The organism is Pseudomonas sp. PAMC 29040, assembly GCF_003994535.1.
GTDB lineage: Bacteria > Pseudomonadota > Gammaproteobacteria > Pseudomonadales > Pseudomonadaceae > Aquipseudomonas > Aquipseudomonas paraversuta.
This window is the reverse complement of sequence record NZ_RZAA01000009.1, coordinates 19,983-39,683: the sequence shown is the minus strand read 5'-3', so window position 1 is coordinate 39,683 and position 19,701 is coordinate 19,983. Positions and strand designations below refer to the sequence as shown.

At 58.5% G+C, this 19,701-nt stretch carries 18 protein-coding genes; 7 read left to right on the top strand and 11 right to left on the bottom strand.

Features of this window, described 5'->3' with window-relative positions; all coding sequences use genetic code 11:
- Nucleotides 1-31 precede the first annotated feature (31 nt).
- Both WG29040_RS16760 and WG29040_RS16755 read left to right on the top strand, forming a co-directional pair.
- The gene (locus WG29040_RS16760; protein WP_003441426.1) at nt 32-1,759 is read left to right on the top strand and encodes an autotransporter assembly complex family protein; all 1,728 of its coding nucleotides are present in this window, start codon (nt 32-34) and stop codon (nt 1,757-1,759) included.
- Nucleotides 1,756-5,430, top strand: a complete 3,675-nt coding sequence (locus WG29040_RS16755) for a translocation/assembly module TamB domain-containing protein (RefSeq protein ID WP_127196561.1) — start codon at nt 1,756-1,758, stop codon at nt 5,428-5,430. The genes WG29040_RS16760 and WG29040_RS16755 overlap by 4 nt, the downstream gene beginning before the upstream one ends.
- Nucleotides 5,431-5,522: 92 nt before the next feature.
- On the opposite strand, the gene WG29040_RS16750 is transcribed toward WG29040_RS16755, so the two are convergent.
- Nucleotides 5,523-6,518, bottom strand: coding sequence for an aldo/keto reductase (locus WG29040_RS16750; RefSeq protein ID WP_127196560.1), 996 nt, complete (start codon nt 6,516-6,518; stop codon nt 5,523-5,525).
- Nucleotides 6,519-6,626: 108 nt separating this feature from the next.
- Between WG29040_RS16750 and WG29040_RS16745 the strand changes: the two genes are divergently transcribed.
- Nucleotides 6,627-7,532 (top strand): LysR family transcriptional regulator, encoded by a 906-nt coding sequence (locus WG29040_RS16745; protein WP_127196559.1) that lies wholly within the window; start codon nt 6,627-6,629, stop codon nt 7,530-7,532.
- 33 nt (nt 7,533-7,565) lie between these two features.
- Here WG29040_RS16745 and WG29040_RS24580 read toward each other — a convergent pair whose 3' ends face one another.
- On the bottom strand, nt 7,566-7,700 hold the full coding sequence (locus tag WG29040_RS24580; RefSeq protein ID WP_003441457.1) for a hypothetical protein: 135 nt from the start codon (nt 7,698-7,700) through the stop codon (nt 7,566-7,568).
- Nucleotides 7,701-7,848: 148 nt separating this feature from the next.
- Between WG29040_RS24580 and WG29040_RS16740 the strand changes: the two genes are divergently transcribed.
- The gene (locus WG29040_RS16740; protein WP_003441459.1) at nt 7,849-8,037 is read left to right on the top strand and encodes a hypothetical protein; all 189 of its coding nucleotides are present in this window, start codon (nt 7,849-7,851) and stop codon (nt 8,035-8,037) included.
- On the opposite strand, the gene WG29040_RS16735 is transcribed toward WG29040_RS16740, so the two are convergent.
- Together WG29040_RS16735 and WG29040_RS16730 are read right to left on the bottom strand one after the other, a co-directional pair.
- The gene (locus WG29040_RS16735; protein WP_127196558.1) at nt 8,034-8,417 is read right to left on the bottom strand and encodes a fe2+ zn2+ uptake regulation protein; all 384 of its coding nucleotides are present in this window, start codon (nt 8,415-8,417) and stop codon (nt 8,034-8,036) included. The genes WG29040_RS16740 and WG29040_RS16735 overlap by 4 nt on opposite strands.
- Nucleotides 8,418-8,787: 370 nt before the next feature.
- On the bottom strand, nt 8,788-9,777 hold the full coding sequence (locus WG29040_RS16730) for a FecR family protein (RefSeq protein ID WP_127196557.1): 990 nt from the start codon (nt 9,775-9,777) through the stop codon (nt 8,788-8,790).
- Nucleotides 9,778-9,941: 164 nt separating this feature from the next.
- On the opposite strand from WG29040_RS16730, the gene WG29040_RS16725 reads away from it, so the two are divergent.
- Nucleotides 9,942-10,223 (top strand): PepSY domain-containing protein, encoded by a 282-nt coding sequence (locus WG29040_RS16725; protein WP_003441471.1) that lies wholly within the window; start codon nt 9,942-9,944, stop codon nt 10,221-10,223.
- A 100-nt stretch (nt 10,224-10,323) separates the two neighbouring features.
- Here the strand turns inward: WG29040_RS16725 and WG29040_RS16720 are convergent, their stop codons facing one another.
- The 3 genes from WG29040_RS16720 to WG29040_RS16710 all read right to left on the bottom strand — a co-directional run bounded on the left by WG29040_RS16720 (nt 10,324) and on the right by WG29040_RS16710 (nt 11,387).
- Entirely contained in the window at nt 10,324-10,515 is a 192-nt protein-coding gene (locus WG29040_RS16720; protein WP_127196556.1) for a hypothetical protein, read from the bottom strand.
- Between the two features lie 77 nt (nt 10,516-10,592).
- The gene (locus WG29040_RS16715; protein WP_003441477.1) at nt 10,593-10,847 is read right to left on the bottom strand and encodes a DUF2790 domain-containing protein; all 255 of its coding nucleotides are present in this window, start codon (nt 10,845-10,847) and stop codon (nt 10,593-10,595) included.
- Between the two features lie 285 nt (nt 10,848-11,132).
- Entirely contained in the window at nt 11,133-11,387 is a 255-nt protein-coding gene (locus WG29040_RS16710; RefSeq protein ID WP_003441480.1) for a DUF2790 domain-containing protein, read from the bottom strand.
- A gap of 296 nt (nt 11,388-11,683) precedes the next feature.
- Between WG29040_RS16710 and zapE the strand changes: the two genes are divergently transcribed.
- On the top strand, nt 11,684-12,808 hold the full coding sequence (gene zapE, locus WG29040_RS16705) for a cell division protein ZapE (RefSeq protein WP_127196555.1): 1,125 nt from the start codon (nt 11,684-11,686) through the stop codon (nt 12,806-12,808).
- Nucleotides 12,809-12,903: 95 nt separating this feature from the next.
- On the opposite strand, the gene dkgB is transcribed toward zapE, so the two are convergent.
- From dkgB to WG29040_RS16685, 4 genes are all read right to left on the bottom strand, one after another.
- Nucleotides 12,904-13,707 (bottom strand): 2,5-didehydrogluconate reductase DkgB, encoded by an 804-nt coding sequence (gene dkgB, locus WG29040_RS16700; protein ID WP_010655811.1) that lies wholly within the window; start codon nt 13,705-13,707, stop codon nt 12,904-12,906.
- A gap of 175 nt (nt 13,708-13,882) precedes the next feature.
- The gene (locus WG29040_RS16695; RefSeq protein WP_127196554.1) at nt 13,883-15,301 is read right to left on the bottom strand and encodes an efflux transporter outer membrane subunit; all 1,419 of its coding nucleotides are present in this window, start codon (nt 15,299-15,301) and stop codon (nt 13,883-13,885) included.
- 4 nt (nt 15,302-15,305) lie between these two features.
- Nucleotides 15,306-17,276, bottom strand: a complete 1,971-nt coding sequence (locus tag WG29040_RS16690) for a MacB family efflux pump subunit (protein WP_127196553.1) — start codon at nt 17,274-17,276, stop codon at nt 15,306-15,308.
- Nucleotides 17,277-18,449, bottom strand: a complete 1,173-nt coding sequence (locus WG29040_RS16685) for an efflux RND transporter periplasmic adaptor subunit (protein WP_003441497.1) — start codon at nt 18,447-18,449, stop codon at nt 17,277-17,279. It abuts the gene before it with no gap.
- 309 nt (nt 18,450-18,758) lie between these two features.
- Here WG29040_RS16685 and WG29040_RS16680 point away from each other — a divergent pair, with 309 nt between their 5' ends.
- Nucleotides 18,759-19,241: a sigma-70 family RNA polymerase sigma factor gene (locus WG29040_RS16680; protein WP_177412989.1), complete on the top strand. Its 483-nt coding sequence runs from the start codon at nt 18,759-18,761 to the stop codon at nt 19,239-19,241.
- The last annotated feature ends 460 nt before the right edge of the window (nt 19,242-19,701 follow it).

Below are 19,701 nucleotides of genomic sequence, written 5' to 3'. Positions count from 1 at the left end.
CGCACTCCTGCCCGTGATAGCATCCGCGCCTATGAAGTTTCCAGGAAGATTTACCAGTGGTCTTGTCCTGCTGATCAGCAGCTTCGCGGCATTTGCCCAAAGCGAGTTGGTGGTCAAGGTCAAGCCGGCAAACAATGCCCTCAAGGCCAATGTGGAAGGCTATATCGGCAGCCTCGGCGATCGCGACGAGGCGGCTTTGTTGCGCTTCAAGCGTGGCGCCCAGGAGCAAGCCCTGAAAGCCTCCCAGGCCCTGGGTTACTACCAACCCACCATTGATGTCGAGGTCAAACCCGGTGATCCGCCGCGTCTGGAGTTGAGTATCGATCCCGGTGAGCCGGTGCATCTGCGCAACGTCAACGTGCGTGTCGAGGGCCCGGCTGCCTCGCTCAAGGCCTTTCAAATCCCCGCCAGTGATGATCTCAAACCCGGCGCGGTGCTCAATCAGGGCAACTACGAACAAGCCAAACGGATGATTCTGAACCGTGCCCTGCGCTACGGTTTTTTCAACGGTAAATTCATCAAGCACGAACTGCTGGTCGATCCTAAAGGCGGGTTTGCCGATATCAATCTGGTCTACGAAAGCGGGCCGCGCTATGTGCTCGGCAAAGTCAGCTTTGCCGGTGATGCGCCCTTTGATCAAACCCTGCTGCAACGCATGGTGCCCTTTAAACCCGACACCCCTTATGACTCGGAGCTGATCGCCGAGCTCAACCAAAATCTGCAAAGCAGCGGCTATTTTGAGATTGTGCGCGTAGATGCTGCACCGAGTACCGCTGTGGGGCAGGTGATTCCGGTCGACGTGGATCTGCAAACGCGCAAACCGCGCACCATGACCCTGGGTCTTGGTTATTCGACCGACACCGGCCCCCGGGGCAAAGCCAGCTGGACCCGGCACTGGGACAACCCGCGGGGCGACAGCTATGGCTTTGAGTCCGAGATTTCCCAGCCCAAGCAAAACGTCGGCGCCTGGTATGACATTCCGCTGGACCCGCCCCTGACGGACAAGTTGCGTCTGGCTGCGGGCTATCAGTACGAAGAAATTGCCAATACCGATACCTTGAGCAAGCTGCTGACGGTGGGGCCCGAGTGGCACAGCAAGCTGGATAACGGCTGGACGCGGATTGTTTCGCTCAAGTGGCAGCGCGAAGAATACCGTCTGGGCGATGACTCGGGTCTGAGTACCTTACTGATGCCGGGGGTGAGTTATTCGGTCCTGCGCAGTGATAACCGCATCGACCCGAGCCACGGTTACAGCATCAACACCGACGTGCAGGTGGCCAAAGAAGGCCTGATGTCGGATACCAACCTGCTGCACGGCGATATCAAGTTCAAGGCCCTGACCACCCTGTGGGACAAGCACCGCTTTTTGGGCCGTGTCCAGTTCGGTGGCAGCGCCACCAACGGCTACAAGTCGATTCCGCCGTCCTTGCGGTTCTTTGCCGGTGGCGATCAAAGCGTGCGTGGCTATGACTACCAGAGCCTGTCGCCAAAAAACTCGGACGGTGATCGCATCGGCGGGCGCTACATGCTGGCAGGGAGCCTCGAATATCAGTATCAGTTCGCTGAAAAATGGCGCTGGGCGGCCTTTGTCGATCAGGGCAATGCGTTCAACACCCTGGACTTCCCGAGCTTGAAAACCGGTGTTGGTGTCGGTATTCGCTGGATTTCGCCGGTAGGCCCTATACGTCTCGATCTGGCCCATGCGCTGGATGACGATGGCGGGGTTCGTTTGCACTTTTCGATGGGGCCTGAGCTGTGATTCGTGGTTTGAAAATAGTTGGCCTTGTGCTGTTGGCGTTGGTGCTGCTGGTGGTTGTCGGGCTGGGGGTGGTTCTCGGCACCCAGGCGGGCAGCCGCTGGGTGTTGGGGCAAGTGCCCGGTTTGCAGGTGGAAAACTTTGCCGGGCGCCTGGGCGGCCAGTGGAGTGCCGATTACTTATTGTGGGAACAAGGCAGCAGCCGTGTCGAAGTCAATCGGCCGATTTTTGCCTGGTCGCCGGGCTGCCTGACCCGCATGACGCTGTGTATCGACCAGTTGCAGGCCGACCGGGTCAGCCTGCAATTTCCGCCGGGTGACGACAGCAGCAGCGGCCCGGTCAGCTTGCCTGATCTCAAATTGCCGCTGGCGATCGAAGTCGGGGACGTGAAAGTCGGCAATGTACTGTTCAACGGTATCGAGCAGCTCAAGGGCATGCAGATGGCGGCGAAATGGACCGCCAAGGGACTGCGGATCGACTCGGTGCATGTCGAACGTGAAGACCTGAATGTAGAGATGTCCGGGCTGTTGCAGCCCAATGGCGACTGGCCGCTTGCCCTGCAAGGCAACATCAGCCTGCCTGCGCCGGATGGCAAACTATTGGCACTGGCGCTGAAGGTCGATGGCAATGTGCGCACCACGCTGAACCTGACAGCGGATACCAGCGGTTATCTCAATGCTCATATCGCGGGCGAGCTTCAACCCTTGGCCGACAACCTGCCGGCGCAGTTGAAGATCACATCGGAGCAGTTCAACCCCGGCTTCGACCTGCCGGACACCTTGCAAGTCGAACAGCTGGTGCTCAGCGCCAAAGGTGATTTGAAGGACGGTTACGAGCTGAACGGCAGCGCCACCTTGCCGGCTGAAAATACGCCGGTAAATCTGCTGCTCAAAGGGCGAGTGGATGCCAGGGGCGCACAGATCGCGGCACTGCAATTGACCTCCGGCCCCCAGCAACACTTGAAGCTCTCGGGGCAGGTGGACTGGCATCAGGGATTGAGCGCCGAGGCCAAGATCGACTGGCTGGAATTCCCCTGGCATAACCTTTACCCGGTCATCGCCAAACCTGATGTGGATCTTCGTACCTTTAGCGGCGAAGTCTCCTACCGCGACGGCAATTACCTGGGCAACTTCAAGGCCGATCTCGACGGGCCTGCAGGCAAGTTCAGCCTCAGCAGCCCGTTCAGTGGCGATCTGGGCAAAATCTTCCTGCCGGAGCTCAAGCTGGTTGCCGGGCAGGGCAAAGCCGAGGGCCACGTGAATGTTCAGTTTGCCGACGGGGTTGCCTGGGACACCGCGCTGGACTTGAGCGCCATCAACCCCGCGTACTGGGTTGCCGAATTGCCTGGCACGCTGGCGGGGCCCTTGCGTAGCGCCGGCGAGTTCAAGAACGAGCGCCTCAAGCTGGATGCCAATCTTGACCTCAAAGGCCGTCTGCGTGGCTTGCCCGCCATGCTTCAGGCCAAAGCCGCGGGTGAAGGCGAGGCCTGGACCGTCAGTGCGCTGGACATTCGTCTGGGGGATAACCGGATTAACGGCACCGCCAGTTTGCAGCAACAGATCAAGGCACAACTGGACCTCAATTTGCCGCGCCTGGGTCAGCTATGGCCTGAACTGCGCGGGCAACTTAAAGGGCAGGTCGACGTTGCCGGTACGCTCAAGGCGCCGCAAGGCAAGGTTGTGTTGAATGGCCAGCAATTGGCTTTTGCTGACAACCACTTGCAAAACCTGACCCTGAACGCCAGCCTCGATGGCAATCAGCGAGGCCGGATCGACCTCAAAGGCAGCGGAATTCAGGCCGGTGATACTCAGTTCGGTGTACTGACCGCTAACGGCAGCGGCGATATCAAGCGTCAACAGCTGAAACTGGCTTTGCAAGGGCCAACTCTGCAGCTGGGTATGGCACTGGACGGTGGCCTGGACAAAGACAACTGGCGTGGACGACTGGTCAGTGGTGACATCAAGGCTGGCGGCCAGGATTGGAAGCTGCAAAAACCGGCGCGTCTCGAGCGTCTGGCCGATGGCCGGGTCAACCTGGGGGCGCAATGCTGGATCTCCGGTCCTGCCAGCCTGTGCAGTGAAGATCAGCGTCTGGTGCCGGACCCGCAACTGCGGTTGCACCTCAAGCAGTTCCCCCTCGACAGTCTGGCGCAGTGGTTGCCCAAGGATTTCCAGTGGCAGGGTCAGCTCAACGCAGACCTGTTGCTGGACTTGCCTGCCAGCGGGCCGAAGGGCCAGGTTGTGGTGGATGCCAGCGGTGGCACTTTGCGTATCAAAGATAAGGGCCAGTGGCTGAACTTCCCGTATCAGACGTTCAAATTGACCAGCAACCTGACCCCTGACCGGGTCGACACGCGGTTCGATTTTGACGGTGGCAAGCTGGGGCAATTGATGCTCAGCGCACGGATCAATCCATTGCCGAAAAACAAGCCGATTACCGGTGAGTTCCGCCTGAGCGGGCTGGATGTTTCGGTCGTTCGTCCCTTTGTACCCATGGTTGAAAAGCTCACGGGGCAGTTGAATGGCTCGGGCACGATCGCGGGCGGTTTGCTGGCGCCGCACATCAACGGCAATGTGGCCCTGACCGGTGGTGAGGTGTCGGGCCCGCAACTGCCGACCAACTTCGAGAACCTGCAACTGACGGCCAATATCAACGGCGAAACCGCGCAGCTCAATGGTGGCTGGACCAGCGGCAAGCAGGGGCAGGGCAGCATCAGCGGCGATGTGGCCTGGGGCAAGGCCACGGCGGTCAATGTATTGGTCAAGGGCAATCATCTTCCGGTCACGGTTGAGCCATACGCCAAGCTAGAGGTTGCGCCGGACCTGAAAATTTCGCTTAACGCCAATAACACCCTGATGATTGCGGGCACGGTAAACGTACCCAAAGGTGAAATCGTGGTTCGCGAATTGCCGCCTTCGACGGTCAAGATTTCGGATGACACTGTGATTGTCGGGCAACAGGTGTCGGATGAGGCGCCCCCCATGGTGGTCGACATGGATATCAACGTGGTGGTTGGGCAAGAGCTGCTGACGTTTTCGGGCTTTGGCCTGAATGCCGATCTGGCGGGCCAGGTGCATATTGGCAACAACATGGACACCCGGGGTGAGTTGCGTCTGAACAATGGTCGCTACCGTGCTTATGGTCAGAGGCTGACCATTCGCCGGGCGCGTCTGCTGTTTGCAGGCCCTATCGATCAGCCGTATCTGGACATTGAAGCGGTTCGCCAGACTGACGACGTCATCGCCGGGATTCGCTTGACGGGCAGCGCGGAGCAGCCCACCACGCAAATCTTCTCGGAGCCGGCCATGAGTCAGGAGCAGGCCCTGTCGTACCTGGTTCTGGGGCGTCCGCTGACAGGCACTGGCGAAGATGACAACTTGCTCGCTCAGGCAGCTTTGGGCTTAGGGCTGATGGGCAGTTCGGGAATTACCACGGATCTGGCCAATCATTTGGGGATCAAGGATTTTGAGCTCGATACCGAAGGCAGTGGCAATGACACCGCAGTGGTGGCCAGTGGCAAGATCAACGAACGATTGAGTGTGCGCTACGGGGTTGGTGTATTCGAACCCGCCAGCACCATTGCCTTGCGCTACAAGCTCAGCAAACGGGTGTATGTGGAGGTTGCCAGCGGCGTCGCCAGTTCGCTGGATATCTTCTACAAACGGGATTTCTGAGGCTCTGGCTTGTTTGTGGGAGCTGGCAAGCCAGCTCCTGCAGCGTTTTCAGGGGGCGCCAGGTGCGGGTTATGTCCTGAGGAGTCGAGGACTCAGCGATTGAGCTGCTTCATCGACCCCTCTGCATACCGCTGTCCCGCCACGGCGCTGGCCGGGAAGATCGCTTCGAGTGCCGCCAGTTCGCTGGGGCTCAGTTTGACTTCCAGTGCGGCGACGTTCTGTTCCAGGTATTTACGCTGTTTGGTACCCGGAATCGGGATCAGGTAATCACCCTGGGCCAGTACCCAGGCCAGGGCCAATTGCCCGGCAGTCACGCCCTTGGCTGCGGCCAGGGCTTGCACTTGCTCGACCAGCAGCAGGTTTTTGGCAAAGTTGTCTCCCTGGAAACGCGGGCTGAGACGACGGTAATCGTCGGCAGCAAAGTCGTCCGGGGACTTCAGGGCTCCGGTCAAAAATCCCCGGCCCAACGGGCTGTAGGGCACAAATGCAATGCCCAGACGCTGACATGCCGCCAGGCAACCGTTGTCCTCGGGGTCACGGCTCCACAGTGAATACTCACTCTGCAGGGCACTGATCGGATGCACTTTGTGGGCGCGCTCCAGGGTCGCGACCGAGGCTTCACTCAGGCCCAGATAGCGGACCTTGCCGGCCTTTACCAGATCAGCCATGGCACCGACGGTTTCCTCAATCGCAACACTCGGGTCCATGCGGTGCTGGTAGTAAAGATCCAGGGTTTCGACGCCCAGACGCTTGAGGCTGCCTTCAATGGACTGGCGTATGTACTCGGGGCGTCCATTCACGCCTCGGGCCGCAGGGTTGGCCGGGTCTCGCACAATCCCGAATTTGCTGGCCAGAAAAACCTGATCGCGTTTGCCGCGAATTGCCTGGCCGATCAGTTCTTCATTGGTGTGCGGGCCGTACATGTCGGCGCTGTCGAGCAGGTTGATCCCCAGTTCCAGTGCGCGGTGCAAGGTGGCCACGGCTTCGCGGGTGTCGCTGCCGGTGGTGTAGAAATCGGTCATGCCCATGCAGCCCAGGCCAATAGCGCTGACCTGCGGCCCGTCTTTACCAAGTTGGCGAGTGTGCATGCGGGGTGCTCCTGAGTAGTGGAGGGACTATTGTTAACCCCGACACTGGCAAGATAAACCGGGTAAAAGCATTATGACTGTTCGTAAAATCTAAACAGTGGAAAGACCATGGACCGATTCAACGCCATGCTGGTCTTCACCCGGATCGTCGAGCTGGGTGGCTTTGCCAAGGCCGCAGACAGCCTGCAAATGCCCCGCGCCTCGGTCACGGTGCTGATCAAGCAACTGGAAGCGCATTTGGGGGTGCAGTTGTTACATCGCACCACCCGTCAGGTCAGTCCCACCCTGGATGGCGCCGCCTACTACCAGCGCTGCGTCAGTTTGCTGGCCGATCTGGAAGAAGCCGAAGGGCTATTCAACAGCAGCCAGCCAAAAGGCAAGTTGCGGGTCGATATGCCAGCGGCCGTGGGGCGTCTGGTGGTGTTCCCGGCGTTGCCTGAGTTCACCCGCAGCTACCCGTTGATCGAGCTGGAAATCGGCCTCAGCGATCGTCCGGTAGACCTGATTCGTGAGGGTGTGGATTGCGTGATCCGCGGCGGGCTGACGATGGATGACTCGCTGGTGGCGCGCCCGCTGGTGATGATGGATCAGGTAACCTGCGCCAGCCCCGACTATCTGCAAGCCCGCGGTGTACCGCAAACCCTCGAGGATTTGAGCGGGCACCAGATGGTGGAGTATTTCTCCAGTGTGTCGGGCAAGCGCTACGGGCTGGAGTTTCAGGACGGTGAGCAGGTGCGCATGATCGACCTGCCCAGGAAAATTTCGGTCAACAGCGCAGAAGGGTATCTGGCAGCGTGCACGGCGGGATACGGTCTGGTTCAGGCGCCGCATTATCATGTGGCTCAACTGGTGCGCGAAGGGCGTTTGCAAGAGGTACTGAGCGACTGTTTACCGCCGCGTCTGGCGTTGACGGCGTTGTACCCGTCACATCGCCAGCTGTCTTCACGGGTACGGGTGTTTGTCGACTGGCTGGTGGATTTGTGTGCGCGGCCCGGTAGCGGCTTTCGACACTGACCCGAGCCTGCGGGGCAGGCTCGGGGTCAAGCATTAGCGGTGGTAATAACCCGGGCCGCCATCGTAGTAACGGTGATCGTGATGCCATCCGTGACCTGGGAAAAACACACAACCGCTCATGGCCAGGATGAGCAACAGCGGAACCAGCCGGGTGATTCGACGCAACATGGGTAAATCCTCAAGGTTATCGCCAGGGAGCTAAAAAGCGTCCCCGGCTGTAAGATGAGACCACGGTTGTTTCAAATCATCTCCGCAAACCCGGCATATTTGTTAAATTTCCGGCTTACATTTTTAGCCTTACTTTCAGGAACAGGTAATGACCTCTTCACAGCGCTTGAAATACTCGATTCTGATTTCACTGGTGGTTCTGGGGATCATGTTCGGCCTTTCGTACATGCAGAACGCCGGCATGATTTCCGAGAAAATGTTCCAGTACATTGCCATCGGCGTGGCAGTGGTGGTGGTAGTGATCAACGGCGTGATGCGCCGCAAGACCAAGATCTAAGCCTCGATTTTGCCAGTCAATACGGCTTCAGCCTGTGGATGCAGGCTGTAGCTTTTGTCCTGGTTCAGTACCACCACACCCTCGCTGCACAGACGCTTGAGCACCTCTCGTACACTCAGAAACGACAGTGGAATATCCAGTGCCAGCAAGTGACTGTGCATGCCGCGCACCCCCAGCCGGCGATCACTTCCGGCTGTTGTCAGCAACGCATCGATGACCTTGAGCCGTACCAGGCTGGTACGCAGCCCGAAGCATTTAAGTAAGTGGCGGATCCGTTCATTGCCTTGCAACGGCGCAAGCGCTTCCAGCAACTCGGGGTCAGGCTGGAATGTGGATTCGCGATGCTGTTGGCCGTCCGTTGGCATTTGCTGGTCTCGCATGCAAAAAACTCCTTTTCAGAGCCTGATCAGGAAAATAAAAAATGCTCTCGGTTAATTAGACGAATGAGCGGTGTAAATCATGAACAGCGGAATGTAGAAAATTTGTCGTGAAATCGTCGCATTCACCCAAGGGCCCTTTACGGGCGGGTGTTTTAACCGATTATTAATTTTTTTTTAATGTGCTTCGTTTTCTGTACTGGCACCTGCCGGACTGCAAAGTTCAACAGACAGCCCTGCCGAGGGACGCCCTTGAATGTGAGTTTGCAGGGGGCAGGGTGGATCCGGTTAGCGGGTGTGAATACGGGCCGCGCTGACGCCGGTCTTGCAGGCGCGGGCTTGCCAGGGATGGGGGTATTTGATTGGCCCGGGGTTAGCCGCGGGGCAAAGAGCTGATCAGCGGTTTGCCGTCCTGGCCCAGGCTCAGGTACACCGGCAACACCTTGGGCAGGGAATTCACCAACTGATTGATGTCCCGGGTATTGAAGACGCCACCAATGCGCAATTTTCCGGCGGCGTTGTCGGCCAGCACCAGAGGTGTGCCGAGATAGCGATTGATCAGGGGCAAGGCGTCGGCCAGCGGCAGGTTGTCCAGCACCAGCTTGCCGTCGCGCCATGCAAGCTCCGGTGCGTTGGTGTAAGTCTGGCTGATCTGCGGTGCGTAGTCGCCGGCTTTATAGCGTGCCTGCATCCCCGGTTCGAGGCGCAAGCCGTCACTCTTCAGATTCTTGTTGCTGGTTACCAGCACCGAGCCCTCCACCAGTGTCACCCGCACCTGGTCTTCATACATCCACACATTGAACTGGGTGCCGGTGACCCGGATCCGTCCTTCGGCCGCCTGCACCACGAAGGGGTGCGAGGCATCGTGGCTTACCTTGAAAAAGGCTTCACCATTTTTCAGGGAAACCCGGCGCTGGTCCTTGTAGTTGCTGAAGGTCAGTTGCGTACCGAGATTAAGTTCTGCCTGGCTGCCATCGGCCAGGGTCACGGTTTTTACGCTATTACCTGCTTCAAGGCGCTGATAGGAGCTGGGCACCCAGCCCAGTTGCCAGCCGCCATAAGCGGCCAGTGGAACCGCGATCAGGGGGATTGCGGCAGCAATGCTCAGGCGTTGCCAGGTACTGCGACGCTGTTTTTCAGGGCCCGCAGTGATTTGCGCCGGGCGGGGCAAGTGCTCGCTGATATCCCAGATATCGAGCATGGCTTCGTACTCGATGGCGTGGAGAGGGTCTGCGTGCAACCACACAGCGAATGCTTCACGCTCCTGGTTTGTGCAATCGGGCTCGTGCAAACGCATGCACCACTGAGCAGCAGCTTCGGTGATGGCATCGTATTTGGCTGGTGCGTGGCGCGTATCGCTCATTGGTTCTCCTTGAGGCCGAGCATTCTAACCCTGTGCCGGAGTTAACGAGAACCTGAGCCAGATCAAAAGCATGCCATTTAGGTCCATGGGCTGTTTTATATCTGCTACGGTTGTTCCAGTCACATTGAGTACCAGACGCAACATCAATTAATGGAGTTAAGACAATGTTGAAGAAAACCTTTGCTGCTGCGATCACTGCCGCTGTCCTGTTGAGCTCCGGCGCTGCGATGGCTGCTACTCCGGGTCCGAACTGGGCCTTCTCCGAAGAAGCAGTTCAAGTGCTTCAGGGCAAAAATGGTTACACCGTGATCAAGAAAATCGAGCTGCAAGACCCGGCTGCAGGCATCTGGAAAGCTGAAGGCCTGAAGAAAATTGACGGCGTGGAAGTCGAGGTCGAAACCACTTTTGACCATAGCGGCAAAGTGATTTCCGAGAAAAAAGACTGATTCTGACGTCTTTCACGAACCGCTGGCCAAGCGCTTCGAGCCCGACCCTGCCAATGCAGGGTCGGGCTTTGTTTGAGGTGCGGTTTTGCCGTGCCAGCCATTACTCCCGGGTTATCTCCCGCAAGTCGCAGGCAAACTTGCCACTGACAAAGTCGCATTCTTCGCTGCTCACCAGACCCATGCCGCTACGTTGCGACATTCGCCTCGATCCCAGGTCATGCGCGGCCTTTGGCGCACCCATCAGCGGGCGTTTCAGGGGCTCGAAGCAGAAGCTGTCCAGGGCCTCGCTCATCAAATTCTGACCCTGCTAGGGCGATGACAACCAGAACCCCCGATTGTTATCGACCTCGTCCTGCAGTCGCGCCTGTATTAACCGTTACTGCAGCCGTTACCCATTGCGCGGTACTCGAGAATATGACGCTGACCCTGATGGTCTTCGTAGGTCATTTGCGCCGGAACGACTTCGCAGACGTCATCCAGAGGCGACACACTGATAACTTTCGCAATATCGAGGTTGGTGGCATAGGTGTAATGTTCTACAGCCGGTTGTTGCGCGACTTGAAGTTCATCAGCGCCCGCCAGTGTTGAAAAACCAATCAGTGCAAGAACAATCAAACTTTTCATTGTTGAGACCTTAAAACAATCACGTATCACTGACTTCAATTGCCGTGTCGGCGGGAGAAGTTATTACGCCGTCAGACGTGCGACGTAATACGAAGTACCGTGCCCTGTTTCAATGTTGTGCTGAGGGATGAACATAGAATACGCGTCTGCCGTATTGATTAAAGTCAAACCTTTGCCATGCAGTCTTTCCGGATCAGTAATAATCGGGTGTTTTGCCCGCCCAATAAAAAGCCCCCTCGAAAGAGGGGGCCCGGGGGTTGCGTCCGTGGGTGCAACTGCGTGTGTCTAGCGGTTGCTGCAACCGTCGCCCATCACCTGGTATTCAAGGGTGTGACGCTGACCATGGGAGTCTTCATAGATCATTTGCGCCGGAACAACCTCGCATACATCGGGGATGCTGGACAGACTGATCACTTTCGCAATGTCCAGTTTCGACCCGTAGCTGTAGTGCTCGACCGACGAGGGTGGCTGCGTTGTACTTCCACTTGCAACGGCCAGGCTGGCAAAGCCGGCAAGGAATAACGCAATTAAAGTTTTCATGGGAGTGGCCTCTAAAGTTATCAAACTGACTCACTTCATTTGCCATGCAGGCGGAAAGAAGTTACGGCGCGAGTTAAAGAATCGATAAGCGTCGTACGAAGTGTCCTGTTGTTTCAATTACAGTTCATTACACCCATTAAATGATACGCCGATCCATCAAAGTAAAAAGGCCTGATGGCAAAATGCTCTGTTACCGCTCGGGTAACAATGTGGTGATGCCCTGGACAATTTCAAGTGCCGAAAGTCATGGCCTTGCTGGCATACTGGCGGATCTGATTCCGGAGCCCGTCATCGCAATGAATGTTGAGTCCCCCCTCAGTGCCTGGCAACAGGCCGTCGAGCAGCAAGGTTTTGTCCATGATCCGGCCCAATGGCAGGCGGTACAGGTGCTGCAACGTTGCCACGAGGCTCTGCAGCAAGGCTCCCGGGAGGTCAGGGGCGTGTATCTGTGGGGGCCGGTGGGCAGGGGGAAAACCTGGTTGATGGATCAGTTTTACCAGAGCCTGCAAGTCCCGGCGCGGCGCCAGCATTTCCATCACTTTATGCAATGGGTGCATCAGCGGCTGTTTCAACTGACCGGTACCACCGACCCGCTTAACGTTCTGGCCAAGGAGTTGGGCAAAGAGCTCAAGGTTCTGTGTTTTGACGAGCTGTTCGTCAATGACATCGGTGACGCCATAATTCTCGGGCGTTTGTTTCAGGTGATGTTTGATGAAGGGGTGGTACTGGTCTGTACCTCCAATCAACCGCCGGAGCAGCTGTATAGCCAGGGGCACAACAAAGAACGCTTTGCCCCTGCGATTAGCGCAATTTTCAAGCATATGGACATCGTCTCGGTCGACGGCACCGAGGATCATCGCTTGCATCCCGGCATTGCCAAACAACGCTATTGGGTGACCGGTCCGGGGCAGCCGAGTGTCATGCCGCCAGTGTTTGCAGAACTGACCCGGGGGCAGGCTGCCTTTGACCTGCCGATTAGCGTCGGACATCGCTCTGTGCGGGTGGTGCAAGCCAGCGACACTGTGCTGTGGTGCAACTTTCATGAGCTGTGCGAGCAGCCGTTGGCCGCCGGTGAGTTCATGGATATCTGTGACCGCTTCAAAGTGATACTGCTCAGTGATGTGCCTTGCCTGAGTGCCGAGCAACGGGAGGGCAAGATTGCCCGGGGTACCGAAGATGGCCCGGTAAAGGTCGAGGCCGGAGATCGCGAATTGCCGCAGCTGTCCAGATTCGACGACAGCGTACGACGTTTCATCGCACTGGTAGACGAGTGCTACGACCGCAAAGTACCGGTGTGCATTGAGGCGCAAGTGCCAATGAATCAGCTGTACACCCAAGGTTATCTGGAGTTTGCCTTTCGCCGCACCCTGAGCCGGCTGCAGGAGATGCAGCTACAGAGGTTCGGGACGAATCAGAAATAACGACTGCAGGGGCGAGCTTGCCTCGCGATGGTTTCAGCCGGATCGCCTGCGGGGATCATGAAGCAAGCTCGTTCCTGCCTGTCACAGTGCAGCGGTCAATCCCACTTCGGCGCAACGCTTTGCGGGTTGGTCAGGCGATGGCCGCGATCCAGCGCTGCAATCTGTGCCATGTCTTCTTCGCTCAGGGTCAGGGTGCGGGCCTTGAAATTGCTCTCAAGATTGGCACGCTTGGTGGATGACGGAATCACCGAGTAGCCCAGTTGCATGGCCCACGCCAGGGTCACCTGGGCGCTGGTCGCCCCATGGCGATCGGCAATGGCCTTGATCACCGGATCTTTCAGCACCTCGCCGTAGGCCAGGGTCATGTAAGACGTGATATGGATGCCTTTGCTCTGTGCGAACTCAACCAGTTTGCGGTTCTGCAAATACGGATGCAGTTCGATCTGGTTGGTGGCGATGTTTTCGGCACCGACGGCGGCAATGGCGTCTTTCAGCAGGTCGATAGTGAAGTTGGAAACCCCGATTTCTTTGGTCAGGCCCAGTTTTTTGGCTTCAAGCAGCGCGCCCATGAACTCGGCGACCGGGACTTCATTGTTCGGCGAAGGCCAGTGAATCAGGGTCAGGTCCAGGTGGTCGGTGCGCAGCTTTTTCAAACTGTCCTTGAGGCTGGCAATCAGTTTGTCGTGGGCGAAGTTGCTGACCCATATCTTGCTGGTAATGAACAGTTGATCGCGGGGTACGCCGCTCTCGGCGATGGCCTGGCCGACCTCGGCTTCGTTCTCATAGATCTGGGCGGTGTCGATGGCCCGATAGCCCAACTCAAGAGCATTTTTGACTGAATCAATCACCACTTGGCCTTTAAGGCGGAAAGTGCCGACGCCGAATGCTGGAACTGTCATGGATAACTCCTTGGGGGTCGTAAGAATCAGGCTGAGTATCCTCGCCTTTCCCAGCCGGAAAAACCGCAAGTCGGGCAAAGCACATTTAACCGCAGGGCATGAATCACTGATTGCCCCCATCATTCAGAGTTCCATCCAGTGGCTTACCGTAACTCTTGCAGGAGCGAGCTCGCTCCTACAGGGGAGGTACATCAGGAGGAGACTGAACCTGCCAGCCGCCGCCCAATGCCTTGTACAGCGCGATGCTGGCCTGCAACCGGGCCACGCGCAATTGAACGTTCCGGTCTTGTGCCTGATACAGCGTGCGCTGGGTCTCCAGGACCGTCAGCAACATCTCGACCCCGGCTTTATAGCGTTGTTCGGCAATATCGAATGCCTGCTGCGCCTGTTTCAGTTCTTCGTCTTGCCATTGCCGTTGTCGGTCCAGGCCGCTGGCGCTGTTGAGGGCTTTTTCGACGTCGGCAAAGGCGTTGATGATGCTCCCCCTATAGATTTGCAGCAGCTCTTGCTGGTGCGCCGTGGCTTTGTCGTGCTCGGCGCTGAGGCGGCCGTTATTGAAGATCGGGGCTGCCAGCCCGGCGGCGAGGCTGTAGAGCGGACTGCGCAGGAGCTCGCTGAAACGGTCTGAGCCCGATCCCAGGCTCGCGCTGAGGGTCAGGCCGGGCAGCATGGCTGCACGGGCCACTGTGATGTCGGCCGCTGCTGCGGCGAGCCTGGCTTCGGCACTGGCGATGTCGGGGCGCCGGGTCAGCAGTGCGCTGGGCAAGCCGCTGCCAATCGATGGCCATTGCAACTGGCCGAAGGCAGTGTTGCCCAGAACAAGGCTTTGCACCGGTTGCCCAAGCAACACGGCCAGGGTAATTCGCGCCTCTTGGGCCTGTTGCTCAACCAGTGGCAATTGCCGTTGCTGGCCGGCCACCAGGCTCTTTTGCTGGGCCAGTTCCACGGCCGTGGCCGAGCCGGCGTCATAGCGGGTTTGCACGACCTGCATGACGTTCTGCGCATTGGCCAGGTTGAGCCTGGCAATGCGCAGTTGTTCGTTGAAGGCCAGGGTTTGCACATAACTGTTGGCCACGCTGCTGAGCAAGGTCAGCTCGACCGTGGCCTGATCAAACTCACTGGCCTTGAGTGCCTGCACGGCGCTGTCCCGTGCTGCGGATTTGCCGCCCCAAAAGTCCACTTCATAACTGGCGCTCAGCTTGGCATCAAAATAGTCCACGGCCTGCTTGTCATCGTTGCCATCAAGCTGGTTATAGCCCTTGCCGTGCAAGAGCTTCTGGCGATTGGCGCTGGCGCCGAATGACACTTCGGGCAGTAGCGGGGCCCCCGCGATCACGGCACTGGCCCGGGCCTGCTGCACGCGTGCGACGGCGGCTGCAAGGTCGTAGCTGCCAGCCCGGGCCTGGGCAATCAGACGGTCCAGTTCGGGGCTGGAAAAATGCGTCCACCACTGCTGATTGCCCGCTGGACTGCTCAGCGTATGGGCGCCTTGCCAGTTGGCAGGGGGGATCGGCGCAGGCTCGTTGTGGAGGCGGGTCTGGTTGCACGCACTCAGCAGCAGGCATGCGGTCAGCAGGCTCAAGGGCAGCTTCATCGAATCATTCACTGGTAAGGGCCGTGACCGGGTCGAGCCGGGCAGCCTTGCGGGCCGGCATGAAGCCGAAGATAACGCCTGTCACCAGTGCACAAGCAAAGGCACCGAGGACCGCAAACGGTGAGAACGCCACAGCTACATCGCACATCAGCAGTATCCCGCCGACCATGAAAGCCAGGGTTATACCTGCCAGGCCACCGACCACCGAGAGCATCAGGGCCTCGGTCAGGAACTGGCGCAGAATGTCGCGTTGACGGGCGCCGGTGGCCATGCGGATACCAATTTCGCGGGTTCGCTCACGGACGGTCATCAGCATGATATTCATCACCCCGATACCGCCAACCAGCAGTGAGATGGCGGCAATCGAACCCAGCATCAGCGACAGCGTATTACGGGTTCTGGCTTCGGCCTGGATCATCGCTGCATTGTTGGTGATCTCGAAATCCCGCGTGCCGTGGTGCAGTTTGAGCATCAGTTGCTCGATGGCGGTTTCAGTCTGTTTGACCTTGCTCGCATCGGTGGCGGCGATCACCACGTATTCCGGATTGTGCGTGCCGAACAGGCGCACGCTGGCAGCGGAGTAGGGCACCACGATGCGCGTGTCACTGTCGGAGTCGCCAGAGCTGGCGCCTTTTTCAGCCAGCACGCCAACCACGCGGAACGGTACGTTTTCCAGCAGGATGTACTGGCCAATGGGGTCGGGCACGTCCTTGAGGACCTTGTCGCGGACCTTCTTGCCGATCACTGCGACCGCGGCGGCGGCGTCTTCATCCGCCTGGGTGAAGAAGCTGCCTTGCACCACCGGCCAGCTGAAAATCGCAGAAAAGGCGACGCCATTGCCGCCGGTATACATCGTGTGATCAAGGTTGCCATGGCGCACGCCGATTTCGGCACCGTTGACGGGCATGATCATGTGCACTTGAGGCAAGGTCGAAAGTGCCGCTACATCGTTGAGGGTGACGATGCCGGGGGGCGCACGGGGCCTGGGCGACATGCCGCTGAGGTAGATGATGTTGGAGCCGAACGCGCCCATTTGCGCCATGACCTGACGTTTGCTGCCTTCGCCAACGGCCAGCATAACCACCACCGACGCCACGCCGATGACGATACCCAGCAGCGTCAGGGCGGTGCGAAAGCGGTTGATCCACATCACCCGCCAGGCGGCCTGTACCGCGTCCACCAGTTCGCCTTTCCAGGCCCCGCGGGCTTCGCTGCCTTCATTCAGGCGTTTACGCAAATCGACGGCCTGCAAGGCGTCGGGATTCTCGGTGTGCCCACAAGGTTGAGCGTTGGCGCTGTCGCTGACCACCTCGCCGTCGCGCACTTCGATGATGCGGTTGGCCCGGGCAGCGACTTCGCGGTCGTGGGTAATCAGGATCACCACGTGACCCTGGCTGGCCAGCTCATCCAGCAGCGTCATGACTTCGGCGCCGCTGTGACTGTCCAGAGCGCCGGTGGGCTCGTCGGCGAGGATGATGTGTCCGCCGTTCATCAGGGCCCGGGCAATCGATACCCGCTGTTGCTGGCCGCCAGAGAGTTGGTGCGGGCGATTGCCAGTGCGTTCGGCCAGCCCCAGACGATCGAGCAGGGCGGCGGCGCGGGCGTGGCGTTCGGCGGCGGGCATGCCGGCATAGATGGCCGGCATTTCGACGTTTTCCTGGGCCGAAGCCGAGGGGATCAGGTGGTAACCCTGAAACACAAAGCCGAAGGCTTCACGGCGCAACCAGGCCAGTTCGTCACTGTCCAGACAGGCCACGTCTTCACCGGCGAACAAATAGCGGCCGCAGGTCGGGCGGTCGAGGCAGCCGAGAATGTTCATCAGGGTCGATTTGCCTGAGCCAGAGGCCCCGACAATCGCGACAAACTCTCCGGCATGGATCGCCAGGCTGATCCCTTTGAGTACCTGAACCTCGGGCGTGCCGTCACCCCCGTAGACCTTGCGGATCTCTTGCAGCTCGATCAAGGGAGTGGACATCTAGCCTCCGTTGCCGGTGGCCGGGCCGATGAGCAGGCGATCGCCTTCATTCAGGCCATCGAGAATTTCCACCCGCAAGCGGTCACTAATCCCGGTGCGGATCTCGCGCAATTGCAACTTGCCGTTTTTGGCCACGATACGGGCGGTTTGTCGGTCGCCTTCAGTGCTGGCCTGTAACGCAATGATGGGGGCCAGCAATACGTCTTGGGCCTGGCCGGAGACGAAAAATACCTGGGTGGTCATTTCGGGCATCAGCACTTGATCGGTGTTGTCGACATCGAGCAATACGGTGTATAGCACCACCCGGGCACTTCCGCTTTTGCCTGCGCTGGCCGGGCTGCCGCCCCCCTGGCTGGCTTCATTAAGCGGTTTGGGCGGTACGGGCAAAATCTGCCGCACTCTGCTGTTCCAGCGCCTGTTGCCACCACTCAGGGTGGTGAAATATGCGGGCATGCCCGGTTTGACGTAGCCGATATCCGCTTCCGAGACTTCAGCCCAGACGGTCATGGGGGAGAGTTTGGCTATGCGCAGAATCAAGGGTGTCTGCTGTTGGGCATTCAGGGTCTGGCCTTCGCGCGCATCCAGCGCTACCACGGTGCCGGAGATGGGGGCGTAGATACGGGTGTAGCCGAGTTCTGCCTGGTCACTGCGCAAACTGGCCCGGGCCTGACGGATTTGCGCCTGGAACATCTCGGTTCGGGCCCGGGTAGTACGCACTTCTGCGTCTGCACTTTGTACGTCTTCTTCTCGGGTGGCACCGCCTTTGGCGAGGTGCAGCTGGCGCTGATATTTTTGTTTGGCCAGATCGTGCAAGGCGCGTTGTTCTTGCAACTGGGCCTGCAGATTTTCAATCGCAAAGCGACTGGCCTCGAGTTTGGCACTTTGTGTCGCGGGGTCGATTTCGACCAGCAACTGGCCCTCTTTGACTTCAGCACCGACTTCGACATGGATTTTGTTGATTTGCCCGGAGGCCTGCGCACCCACATCGACATATTGCCGGGGCTGCAGGGTGCCCAGGGCGGTCACGCTGCTTTCAATGTCGCCGCGGGTAACAGGCACGGTGTCATAGGCTTCGCCACCCAGGGGCAGAAATGACCACGCAGCCAGGGCGCCAGCCAGCAAGCAACACAGGGCGATGAGAAGTGCGCGGCGGGTCTGTCCAGGGCGTTTCATGCAGGGTTCCGGCCAATGGGAATCGGTCCGTGATCAGGTTTTTGCAGCTGTTAAGGGCAAAAGCCAACAGCCTCGGCGAACCGACAGACACGGGGAGCTGTTGAGTAGACGAAGGTGTGGGGCGCGGATTTAACTGTTTGTTTTTACAGGTGTTACTTAATGTTTCTGTGCGATTAAAGGGCATGCATCTTAAATCTAGATGAGAATTGCTATAAATTGCATCTTCAGAAGTGCCATCATCGCGCCGCTATCGATTCGGACTGTTTCTGCGCTCATGGAATGTTGCCGCTGACGTTGCGGCCAGGAGTCATGTTGGAAAACTACTATCGTGAACTGGTCACGTTTTTGAGTGCCCGACTGGGCAATGCTCAGGCGGCCGAAGATGTCGCGCATGATGCTTACGTACGAGTGCTTGAGCGCACCAGTGATGCACCCATTGAGCAGCCCCGTGCATTTTTGTATCGCACGGCACTCAACCTGGTGATCGATGGTCATCGGCGCAACACCTTGCGCCAGGTTGAGCCGCTGGAGGTACTGGACTCTGAGGAGCGTTTTTTCAGCCCTTCGCCGCAGGTGTTGATGGACCGCAATCAGCGTCTGGACCTGCTCCAGCGGGCGCTGGCCGAGCTGCCTGCGGCGTGCCGCGACTGCTTTTTGCTGCGCAAGCTTGAAGGCTTGTCGCATCCTGAAATTGCCGAGCGCCTCGGTGTGTCGCGAAGCATGGTGGAGAAACATATTGTCAACGCAATGAAGCATTGCCGGGTTCGTCTCAGGCAATGGGAAAGCCCCTGAATTTCGGCCCTTTATGCGCGCCGCAATACCGCCTCATATGACATTCTCCGGATGAAACTGAACCCTGCCTGAAGATCCATCTGATTCATAAAACGGCAGCCTTCCTGCGGTTTACTCTCTAAAACGCCGGGCGTAAGCTGCCGGCGTTTTCATTAATAGCGCAGGTTTTCAGTGGGTAGCAGCTCGAGTCACAGTAGTCGGCCGGTTATGAACACCGGCATATTCTCGGCAAGCTAGCGCGCAGATTCCCCTGCCGTTGTCTTGCTGACTAGCGAGAAACGGCACCTTTATCGGGTCATCCACGACCCGTCCCCGGAAGCCCTCTCATCGATACTGAAACCTGTGTGATCAATGCCCTTGGCGGCATGGTCGCGACACGCTGCGCGCGTGTGCCTTTTGGTACTCGCGCGCGCTCTTGCCGTGCCTGCTGCCTGGCTTCGTAGACCGTCAGGGGAATCGT